Here is a 370-nt window from a genome sequence, read left to right as displayed (position 1 = left end):
CGGGCGGGGGCCTGTTGACGATAGGCCGCCCCCTGGCTGTTGGTCATCACCGAGCAGGAGCCCGAGAGCACCACCGCCGGGCCGACCAGCGGCATGCCGGCCTGAGCGCTTTCACCCCGGGCGCCATGGCGCTGCGCCAAGTCGCGGGCGAGGCCGATGGCGAGGCCGGAACCGCCGGAGACCAGCTTCATCTCCCGCAGCGCCACGCCCTGGGTGAGCAGATCCTGTTCACTGAGGGCGTCTAGCACCACATAGCGCACCGCCGGATCGTTGACTGCCGCCAGCGCGGCGGCGACCGCCTCCGGCCCCCGGGCGACAATCGGCCAGGCAATCAGCGCAGCTTTTCCGCGCCCCTGGCGCTCAATTAAGC

At 71.4% G+C, this 370-nt stretch carries 1 protein-coding gene; it reads right to left on the bottom strand.

Translation table 11 applies throughout. The features are described 5' to 3' along the window. A partial coding sequence (locus PL597_RS26205; RefSeq protein ID WP_271366681.1) for a four-carbon acid sugar kinase family protein occupies positions 1 to 370 on the bottom strand: 370 nt, incomplete at both ends.

Source organism: Agrobacterium sp. ST15.13.013 (genome assembly GCF_027956525.1).
Taxonomy (GTDB): domain Bacteria; phylum Pseudomonadota; class Alphaproteobacteria; order Rhizobiales; family Rhizobiaceae; genus Agrobacterium; species Agrobacterium salinitolerans.
The sequence above is the reverse complement of the archived record's forward strand: the minus strand, read 5'-3'. Positions and strand labels throughout refer to the sequence as shown.